Source organism: Acidithiobacillus sp. HP-11 (genome assembly GCF_015100075.1).
In the GTDB taxonomy this organism is placed as follows: Bacteria; Pseudomonadota; Gammaproteobacteria; order Acidithiobacillales; family Acidithiobacillaceae; genus Acidithiobacillus; species Acidithiobacillus thiooxidans.
On record NZ_JACKYY010000094.1, the window covers coordinates 1 to 3,129 of the forward strand.

Below are 3,129 nucleotides of genomic sequence, written 5' to 3' on the forward strand. Positions count from 1 at the left end.
CGGTTGATCCTTACACTGGTCCACAGTGTAAGGATCAACCGTCCGAGATCCCAGCTGAAAGGGTGTACTTCCGGGCATGATGGCGTGCGTTTTTTGCAAAATTTGCACTTCTTTCCACAGAGCTTCAGGGCTGGGTCCGGCTGTATGCGCCCAAGCCCAGCTGGAAAAAAGGCAGGTGACGGTAAAAAGAACGGCAATTTTCAGTTTTAACATGAGTCTTCTCCTGACCGCACTCCACAGTCCTCACACGGCTATCATGACGGGGGCGGGTTGCATTAAATGTAAGGCTATCTGAAGATTATAGTTGGTATTATTTTGCATGGCTGGAAGTTGAATGCCTATATGCCAGCAGCTTTTTATTAGGCTCGCTCCAGAAAACGCTATATGAGGAATTTGCTATTTACCCTCCTGATCTGACCAAGAACTCTATAACACGCAATGGCTTCCTGGGATTGATTTTCAAGATGCTGCGGCGGAATAACTGGGCGGGACTTGTGCGCCGGAAAAAATTTCAGCAGATTTTGGGAGGGGTGAATTTGCAGATAAACTCAAACCAACCAAAACCTGTCGGAGGATCAACAGTGCGCCACTGATCTATGTCATAAAACGCGCCTAAAACAGATTTGACTATACTTCCGCACGCACATGGCGCAAATTACCCGCCACGCTGGCCCTCTTTTGGTAAGGACACGTTACAGCGACGATGTGCCGGGCTGAACAAGTCCCACAATGCTGCCAACAACATAACAACTAGACCGACATAAAAAAGCTCACGGGCCATCATTATGGGCAGGAAATGTTGAGTCATTCCAAAGGAACCGATTAAAACCAGTATGGGTCCGATGATACCAGCCAAGACCCGAAGCCACTGATGATGAGAAAACCATCCGATTAGATTAGCAGCCAAGGCTATACTGGCAAAAACCGGGATCAAGATATGCACGAAGAGCCCCTCCCACCGACTAAGAAAGCTCAAGCCAATGACCGCCCCGATGCTCGCCGCTGCGGGGAAGCACATGGCGCAACTAAAACTTCCGATAAGGGTGCCGATAACGCCTGTCTTATCGGCAATACGAGTCATCCATTGGGTGTTCATGGTAAAATCTCCTGTTGAACCAGATCACTGAGCATAGCGCACGTGCGTCAATATTCTCGTTTGCTATACTTACTCCTGTACTCAAGTACGGAGTCAACACTATGACAGACGATTTGCGTAATTATACCATTGGCACTCTCGCAAGGACCGCAGGGGTCAATATAGAAACCATACGCTTCTACCAGCGCAAGAAGCTGATGCGCATACCTGAACGGCCTCATGGAGGGATTCGTCACTATGGGCAGCAGGATCTGAAACGATTAAAGTTTGTGAAGTCTGCTCAGCGCCTGGGATTTAATCTTGAAGAGGTCGCTCAACTTCTGCATCTGGATGACGGGGCGCATTGCAAGCAGGCAGCTGCGGTAGCAGAAAGTCACTTATCCGATGTACGAAAGCGCTTGGAACAACTAAAGGCCATGGAAGCTGCATTGGCAGAACTGTTGGAAGAATGTCAGAAGCATTCGGGCGAGGTCGCCTGCCCACTTATTTCCGCATTGCAGTCATAATCCACCAGCACAGGCCGGTAAAACCATACAAATGACTATCATGATTTTAACAAAATTCCCTCGGCATCAATACTCACGCAGGTAAAGCCCAACCTGGTCAAGTAGGCCTAGGGTATGCTTTTTAGTACAGTCTTGGTGTGGCTTTGGCCTTGAATGACAGATTAAGTTTAAGCACTTCTTTTACTGACTGTCTTCAGGATAATACCGAAAACGCGCTTGCTAGGAGAGGGGCATGGTAGCCGCTTGTAGGTGGCGGTGGCCAATGTGGGCATGACCTATGCCCTTAACCCCAGAACTTCCTTGATTATGAATCTAGGACTGGGCATGACGAGCAATGCACCGAACTTCCAGCATACCGCGACCATTCCTTATAATTGCTGAAGTTACCGAAGCGCGCAGGAACGACTGAAACCGCCTCAAGAGGTTTCAACCTCACGCCCCCCTTTTAATAGTTAACTTATGGGGCTGGTTGCAGGCTGCTCAGGACCGACTGTAGTTGCGCAAGATTCTGGGCGTTGTTTGTGCCAGGATTAACGCCGAGCGTGAGGGCCATGTGGTTCTGGATATTATTCATATTGGTACCTACTTGAGATATCTGGAAAACACCATTAGAACCAATGCCTTGTCTAATGGTTGTGCCGTCATTAGTCAGCGCCATGGATAGCTGTCCTGGCTGTACGGTCATTGTTACACCGTTGTTGCTTAGAGTACCCACAGTCATGGTGTTGCCTTCGCTGGCAGTGTTAGGAGCACCTTTGATGACATTCAGGGACATGCCATTTTGAACGGAATTGCCATTCCCTCCAATCTGGATGGCCTGGGTAACCCCTTGGATGTTATTCAAACCTTCTCCGCTTACGTTGTTGGTAGCTGAAGATTTCGACTGTGGCAATGTGCCTTGCATTGTATAGGTGATGGTGGGCTTAAAGATGTTTCCCTGACTATTAAGTGCAACATTCATGGTGCTGCTCATCGATGTTTGATTGTTGGGCGCAGTCCAGTTGGTTTGCATTTCTACACCGAAATAGACAATTTTTCCGCCGATGACACCACGACCGACGATTTGAGACAGTGCTTGGTTGGTAATAGGCTTGATCTTGATTGAAAGAACGCTGTTCAGTGGGAATGCAGAGGCTGCTGGACTGCTGACCAGTATCCACGACACTGTCAGACAACAACAACCAGCCATTACAGCGGTTTTACGTAGCAGATATCCGTTCATGATGAGCCTCTCAAGTGTATGGCTATTATTAAAAATAATTGGCTTGGTCAAATCCAAAGTGTGCTGGTGTGAGCATCGGGTTCGGTAAAATGCCATGCAAGAGTTTAAGGGCACTAGCAGCCCGTCGGTTTTAACATCGGACTACCGCCAAATTTTAGCCCGATTTTTTTGAAATGGCTCATTTTGGGTCTTTTTCGGTCATTATTACCCTGTTTTTTGCGGTTTATCTGCATTTTCCTGCCCTACAGACGCAATACGGCCATGCGTTTTATGTTCCACGCCAGGCAGACCAGACTCCATTCTCC

Annotated in this window: 3 protein-coding genes and 1 pseudogene; 1 reads left to right on the forward strand and 3 read right to left on the reverse strand. The window is 48.1% G+C overall.

The genetic code is table 11. The features are described 5' to 3' along the window. Positions 1 to 213 (reverse strand): annotated as a pseudogene (locus H7F08_RS15035) (hypothetical protein); the annotation flags it as partial. Between the two features lie 442 nt (positions 214 to 655). Then, on the reverse strand, positions 656 to 1,096 hold the full coding sequence (merC, locus tag H7F08_RS15040; protein WP_031573792.1) for an organomercurial transporter MerC: 441 nt from the start codon (positions 1,094 to 1,096) through the stop codon (positions 656 to 658). Positions 1,097 to 1,197: 101 nt separating this feature from the next. Between merC and merR the strand changes: the two genes are divergently transcribed. Next, the gene (gene merR, locus H7F08_RS15045) at positions 1,198 to 1,602 is read left to right on the forward strand and encodes an Hg(II)-responsive transcriptional regulator (protein WP_031573789.1); all 405 of its coding nucleotides are present in this window, start codon (positions 1,198 to 1,200) and stop codon (positions 1,600 to 1,602) included. Between the two features lie 457 nt (positions 1,603 to 2,059). Here the strand turns inward: merR and H7F08_RS15050 are convergent, their stop codons facing one another. Continuing rightward, positions 2,060 to 2,824, reverse strand: coding sequence for a hypothetical protein (locus H7F08_RS15050; RefSeq protein WP_031573786.1), 765 nt, complete (start codon positions 2,822 to 2,824; stop codon positions 2,060 to 2,062). Positions 2,825 to 3,129: the final 305 nt, after the last annotated feature.

What these genes read in the sequence shown, in the direction of transcription:
- merC (WP_031573792.1), bottom strand. Translation starts at nt 1,096, where the DNA reads ATGAACACCCAATGGATGACTCGTATTGCCGATAAGACAGGCGTTATC.
- merR (WP_031573789.1), top strand. Translation starts at nt 1,198, where the DNA reads ATGACAGACGATTTGCGTAATTATACCATTGGCACTCTCGCAAGGACC.
- H7F08_RS15050 (WP_031573786.1), bottom strand. Translation starts at nt 2,824, where the DNA reads ATGAACGGATATCTGCTACGTAAAACCGCTGTAATGGCTGGTTGTTGT.